A 6,396-nucleotide genomic window follows, 5' to 3' on the forward strand; every position below is an offset into this window, starting at 1 on the left:
GCCAGCCGTCGTGGCACTAGAGCTGATAATTTTAGTATAAAAAGCTGGTTTGACGAACTGGTTTCTTCATCAAACATCAAACTCCAAACTCCAAACTATCCCTTTCCGTCCCCGGTCGTGGGTCCTTTGTTGCTAAGTTTATATAGAAAAGCCGGTTCGACGAACTGTGTAATATGGCGTCCCTGTGAGGGGAAGCTGTCAGCTTTGCTGACTGAAGGGTCCTTTTATCATTTGAGTTCCAGTATCTGAGTCCGAAAACTATCCCTTTCCCACTAACCACTAACCACCAGCTCTTCCCCCACACATGGAAAATGGGCTGTCCCTTGAAGTTTCTTTCCTGGGGCAGCCCATTTTCTGGGAGTAGAGTATATGAGGTGGTTTTTACTTCTGTTTGATGAAGTCCGGTGTGGTCAGGTAGCGGTCGCCGTTATCGGGCAGGAAGGCTACGACAGTCTTGCCGGCGTTTTCCGGGCGGTTGGCAATCTGAGTAGCTGCATAGAGGGCGGCACCGCCGGAGATACCGATGAGCAGGCCTTCTTCCTGGGAGAAGGCCTGTGCTGTATCATAAGCCTGGTCGGTCGTGACGGTAAAGACTTCGTTGTAAATCTTGGTGTCCAGTGTTTCCGGTACGAAGTTGGCGCCGATGCCCTGGAGTTTGTGCGGGCCGGCATGGCCTTCGGACAGGAGCGGGGAATCAGCCGGTTCGACGGCTACAATCTGGACGGATGGTTTCTTTTCTTTGAGGTACTGGCCTACGCCGGTAAGGGTACCGCCTGTGCCGACGCCGGCGATGAAGATATCGACCTGGCCGTCTGTGTCTTCATAGATTTCCGGGCCCGTCGTTTCTTTGTGGGCTTTCGGGTTTACCGGATTGGTAAACTGGCCGGGGATAAAGGAGTTGGGGATTTCTTTTGCCAGTTCGTTGGCTTTGTCGACCGTGCCCTGCATCCCTTTTTTGCCTTCCGTGAGGACAATTTCACCACCGTAGGCTGCAATGAGGTTGCGCCGTTCGACGGACATGGTTTCCGGCATGGTGAAGATGGCGCGGTATCCTTTGGCGGCGGCGACGGCTGCCAGGCCGATGCCTGTGTTGCCGCTGGTCGGTTCGATGATGACCGAACCTTCTTTGAGGATGCCTTTCTGTTCGGCATCTTCAATCATGGCTTTGGCGATACGGTCTTTGGCAGATCCGGCAGGGTTGAACATGTCCAGTTTGACCAGGACTTTTCCTTTGACGCCGGCTTTTTTATTGAAACGCTGTGGTTCTAAGAGCGGTGTATGACCTACTAATTCCAAAGAGCTTTTATAAATTTTTCCCATAATGACATCCCTCCATAAATTGGATAAAAATAGTATACATTGAGCGCGCGGCTGTATATGCGGATACCGTTTCCCCCGATGATGCAAAAATCCGCCGTCTCGTTCAGAGGCGGCGGACCGTGGTTCCACTCTGGTTGCAGTATAACTGCCACTCGGTACCGGTAACGGCGGCTGCCGGAACGGGATACTCATGGTTCCCCCGTTCTGCTCGCAAAGGCATTCGCTGCAATACGTGCCGGGCAGGCTTTCAGCCTATGGCCTGCGTTCTCTGACGACCGTTGTTACAGGTACTTGTTTTGCTCATCGCTATCTCAATGTTTACGATTATAGTACACTTTCCATTTTGATTTGTCAATAGGAAAAACAGAAAAAATACTAAAAAGGTAACTTTTTCTTTATGAACAGGTTTTTTGTGTATCCGTTCAACTGTATATATAAGTTACTATAGATGTGTGGTATAATAGGACTAATACCAAGGGAGGAAATATTATATGCTTGTCCAATTTTCCGTACGGGGCTGCCTGTCTTTTTCAGACACGGTGACACTGCGCCTCGTGCCTTCCGACCATGCGCGTATCAAAGGCACCCGGTATGAACCTTGTTTTCGTGCCCTGCCCGATTATAAAATCATGCGCTCTCTGCTGGTGTTCGGTCCCAGCGGCGCCGGCAAGACGAATCTGCTCATTGCCCTGCAGTTTTTGCTCGACAGCATCCTGACGGGGTGGACGCCAGCACTTTTGCCTTCGGGAAGCGGTCCCGTGTCTTTTTCCATCGTCCTGTACGATGAAGTCCATGACCATTCTTATGAATACAGTCTGTCCTATACGGCAGATGGCATCGGGGAGGAACGCCTTTCCATCGGCGGCACCTTGCAGTATGCCTACAGCAGGGGAGTCCTCGAGTGGCACGGGCCGGGAAATGCGCCCCGTGTGAGCGGCGGTGAAGATATCCTGTCCCAGACGGCGCCTTTTTTGCCGGAAAGTGAAGGCCTGCGGCAGGCCGCGGCGGCAATCCACATTGTGCGGGAGCGGGATATGGCGGTCTGGCAGCAGATGCCCATGCGCCTGTCCGAAGTAGAACAGACGTACTGGCAGGCAGAAGAAGGAGCCATCCTGTCCCTGCTGCAGCTCATCGACTCGTCTATCTGCCGCATTTCCTATACGGACAGCGGAGGTCTGTGCGAAGTCCTGCTGTGGCGCCGGGGTGAATCCCGTCCCTGCCGGCTTTCCGACGAAGCGGCGGGCGTGCGCAAGATGGCGGCTCTGGCAGCCGGCCTGGCCCAGATGCAGCAGGGCAGTACGGTCATCATCGACGACCTGGATTCCTACTGGATGACGCCGGTCGTACAGCACCTCATCCGTGATTTCGTCCATCAGGAAGACAACCGGGGCCAGCTGCTGGGCGTGACCCATGACCTGCTGCTCCTGGATAATGACCTGTTCCATCCGGAACAGCTGTGGATAGCCCGGCGCGGCCTTCAGGGCAGAACGCAGATCTGGCCCATCAGCGCCTATCACCTGCGCTGTGAACGGCGCAGGCTGTATGATGCATACATTAAAGGAGAATTCAATACATACCCGTTTGAGGAGGCGGTACGATGAGTATACAGATGACCTATCTGGCTCACAGCGGGTTCGCTGTAGAGACAGCGACGAAAGTACTCGTATTTGATTATTATCAGGATGAACAGCGCGTCGTGCGCCGCTATGCCGACGGTGACAAGCCGTTGTGGTTTTTTGTCAGTCACTGGCACGGCGACCATTTCAACCGCCATATCATCGACTTTTCCCATAAAGCCCAGGCCTATATCGTCAACAAGGACGTGCCGTTCCGGCAGGCCCCGCAGGACAAACTGTATTCCATGGAAGTCTATGATACGTGCCGCATCGACGATGCCATAGTGACCCAGTTCGGTTCGACCGATGAAGGCGGTTCCTTCCTGGTCCGGACAGACGGGCTGAGCCTGTTTCATGCCGGTGACCTGAACTGGTGGCACTGGAATGGCGACACCGATGAGAATAATGAAAACGCCAGACGCCTGTTTGACGCTGAAATGAAGAAATTGGACGGCCTTACGGTCGATGTGGCCTTTTTCCCCGTCGATGCCCGCCTCGAAGGAGCCCGGGAATGGGGTGTACGGGAATTTTTAAAGCATGTGACAGTCAAGCTCTGTCTGGTCCCCATGCACTATTTCGGTACACCGTGGCAGCCGTCGGAGGCATTCCGCAAGGCTTATCCGGATCAGTCCCTGTGGATTCCTGTCCATAGCGGAGATACGAAACTGCTTTGGTGACACGGCATAACTATACGACCGGCACGAGCCGGAGGAGGAACGATAATGACCCAATTTGAGACAACGACAGGGCAGACGCGGAGTCATATAGCCAATTATATACTGATTATCGCGGCACTGCTCCTGCTTTTTTCCTATCCTTTCCGGGACCTGTTCTGGGGAGGACTCATCATGCACCTGTCCGGCGCGGCCCTCATCGGGGGACTGGCCGACTGGTATGCCGTGACGGCATTGTTCCGCCGGCCCCTGGGAATTTCCTTTAAAACGGCACTGATTCCCAGCAGCAAGGAACGGATTGCCGAAACGGCCCGGCATATGATCGAAAGTGAAATCCTGACCGTCCCCAACATGTATCATGTACTGAAGCATCATCCCGTCCTGGAAGCGGGCCTTTCGTACCTTCATACGGAAAAGGGATTCCAGTCGGCAGAACGCGTCCTGGGGCACGTCCTCAATACCTTTTTGTATACCCTGGACATGAAAAAAATCGTCGATGCCTTTTCCGATATGGGGGCCGACGCCATCGAAAAAATCCGCATAGCGCCTATCATGGGCAAAGCCCTCAAGACCGGCCTGGTCGGGGAAGCGGGAAATGATTTCCTCGATTTTCTCATCTGTACACTGGAATCGATGACCAGGAGTGAAACGGCCAAACGGTACATGGCCGATATTTACCGTGAATCCCTGCGCCAGTACGAACACCGCAATTTCGTCTATGCCCTCATCGTCAAGGCAGCCCTGGCCAGCGATATGTTCAGCCCCGAACGGGTAGCGGCCAATCTGCAGGAAAAATTCCTGGCGGTACTGCAGGAAGCAAAGAAACCCGATTCGGAAGAACGGAAGAAAGCCCTGCAGTTCATCTGGCAGCAGGCGGAACAGTTGGAAGTCAATCCGGTCTGGCAGGAACGGCTGGAAAGCTATAAAATGCGCCTGTTCCATCACGTCGTTTCCCGTCCGGACATGAAAGAAGCGTGGCAGCGCTACGTACAGGACCCGGACCGGCAGAACCGGATCTGCCGCGCCGCCGCGACCTACGCCATCGAACGTCTCGAAGGCTGGAAGAGCAGCGACCTGCAGGTAGAACAGATGAACCGTATGGTCCTGGCCCTGGCGGCAAAGGAACTGAAACGGCTCCAGAACTGGTTCGGCGCGACGGCAGAAAAAGAAATACTGGCCTACGACAGCCAGGAATTAGCCGACGCGCTGGAAAGCCGCGTATGGTACGATCTGCAGATGATCCGCGTCAACGGCTCACTGGTCGGCGCCGTCCTGGGCGCTTGTATCTTCCTTGCCATGTACGCATTGAAAGGAGGCTGGTAATATGACATACCGTCAGCGGGCAAATGCCATCCTGGCCTTATCTTTCCTCTGCTTTGTCCTCGTATTCTGGTGGTGGTACAGCCACGAAGTGGGCCTGTTGGGAGAGCTGCTGTTTTTCGTCATCCAGTCGGCCCTCATCGGCAGCATTGCCGACTGGTTCGCCGTGACGGCCCTCTTTGAACGGCCTCTGGGATTTCCCTATCACACGGAACTGGTCTACAGCCACCGCACGCAGATCATAGACGGCATGACCCATGTCGTGTCGGAAAAACTGCTGCAGCCGGGCATGTGGAAAGACAAATTATATACCGTCTCCTTTGTAGACAAATTCACGAACTGGCTGACCAGCAGCGGCGGCCGGGAAAAATTCCGGACCCTGTTGTTTGAAGTCGCCCAGCAGGCCTATGAATATGGCCGGCAGAGCAAGAATCAGCAGTATATCGCGGCCCATATCCGGACCTACCTCAAGCGGCAGCCCCTGCTGAGCTTTTTGCAGGACCGCATGATCACTATGCTGGAAGACCCGGACAGCCAGATGCTCACCGATATCATCGGACTCATCAAGGACTGCGTGCGCAGCAAGGAATTTGAAACCGTCCTCATCCGGGCCCTCGACGAATGGATGGCCGAATCCCGGACGGCTCCGCACCTCATCATGACCCTGAATAAATTTACGGGCATGGTCGACACCAAAAAAGTAGCCAAAGACGTGCAGAAGGGCATCATCGTCTGGCTGGAACGGTGGGAACACGCCGGCGGCAAAGAACGGCAGTGGCTGTGTCAGAAACTGGAACTGCAGATGTATGCTATGAATGGCCAGCTGACCTACACGGTACAGCGCTGGCAGGATCAGTTCGTCGATTCCCTGCCTGTAGAAATGTGGCTCACCTCGACGCAGCGCGCCAGCCAGGCCTATTTCACCACCGGCGTAGAAGGCAAGGACAAATTGCAGAATCTCCTGGAAGGGGAATTCATGCATTACCTCGACTACTGCAGCCAGTACCCGGAAATCAAGGACTGGATTGACGACCAGATCCGCCGGGGATGTGAAATCATCCTGGAACACGAACACTCCCTCATCGGCGTCGCCGTGCGGGAAGTGCTGTCCGGTTTTGACAAGAAGAAGTTCAATACCTTCCTGGAAAGCAAAGTCGGTGAAGACCTGGCCTGGATCCGTATCAACGGCGCCATCGTAGGCGGCACCCTGGGCCTCTTCGTCTTCGTCATCCTGAAAGTCATATACGAACCCTTCTTTGTACCCTTCATCCGCAACTTATTTATGTAATCGTAGGACCCACGGCTGGAATCTTGTTTCCTGACGTGCCGCGGCGTCTGGCTTATTTACTATGCCTCGCCGGCTGGACCATCATCTGCGGCGTCGTCGTCAGTCAGCGTAGCCCCGCTACGCCTCCCTCCATCCTCCTTGCATCTGACGGCCCCGCCGACGATGCCTGACGTAAAAC

The 6,396-nt window shown here is 54.5% G+C and carries 5 protein-coding genes; 4 read left to right on the forward strand and 1 reads right to left on the reverse strand.

The window, feature by feature from the left end; genetic code table 11:
• Positions 1 to 381: 381 nt before the first annotated feature.
• Positions 382 to 1,320: a cysteine synthase A gene (gene cysK, locus DBO31_RS04460; RefSeq protein ID WP_059076462.1), complete on the reverse strand. Its 939-nt coding sequence runs from the start codon at positions 1,318 to 1,320 to the stop codon at positions 382 to 384.
• 491 nt (positions 1,321 to 1,811) lie between these two features.
• On the opposite strand from cysK, the gene DBO31_RS04465 reads away from it, so the two are divergent.
• Genes DBO31_RS04465 through DBO31_RS04480 form a run of 4 tightly spaced genes read left to right on the forward strand, consistent with a single transcriptional unit; the run spans position 1,812 to position 6,218 of the window.
• Entirely contained in the window at positions 1,812 to 2,921 is a 1,110-nt protein-coding gene (locus DBO31_RS04465) for an ATP/GTP-binding protein (protein ID WP_150824540.1), read from the forward strand.
• Complete coding sequence (locus DBO31_RS04470) at positions 2,918 to 3,613, forward strand: MBL fold metallo-hydrolase (protein WP_150824541.1); 696 nt, start codon at positions 2,918 to 2,920, stop codon at positions 3,611 to 3,613. Before DBO31_RS04465 ends, DBO31_RS04470 begins: the two co-directional genes overlap by 4 nt.
• Positions 3,614 to 3,658: 45 nt before the next feature.
• Complete coding sequence (locus DBO31_RS04475; RefSeq protein ID WP_059076465.1) at positions 3,659 to 4,933, forward strand: DUF445 domain-containing protein; 1,275 nt, start codon at positions 3,659 to 3,661, stop codon at positions 4,931 to 4,933.
• Between the two features lies 1 nt (position 4,934).
• Complete coding sequence (locus tag DBO31_RS04480) at positions 4,935 to 6,218, forward strand: DUF445 domain-containing protein (RefSeq protein WP_150824542.1); 1,284 nt, start codon at positions 4,935 to 4,937, stop codon at positions 6,216 to 6,218.
• Positions 6,219 to 6,396 lie beyond the last annotated feature (178 nt).

It is taken from the genome of Megasphaera sp. DJF_B143 (assembly GCF_900320625.1).
Lineage (GTDB): Bacteria > Bacillota > Negativicutes > Veillonellales > Megasphaeraceae > Megasphaera > Megasphaera hexanoica.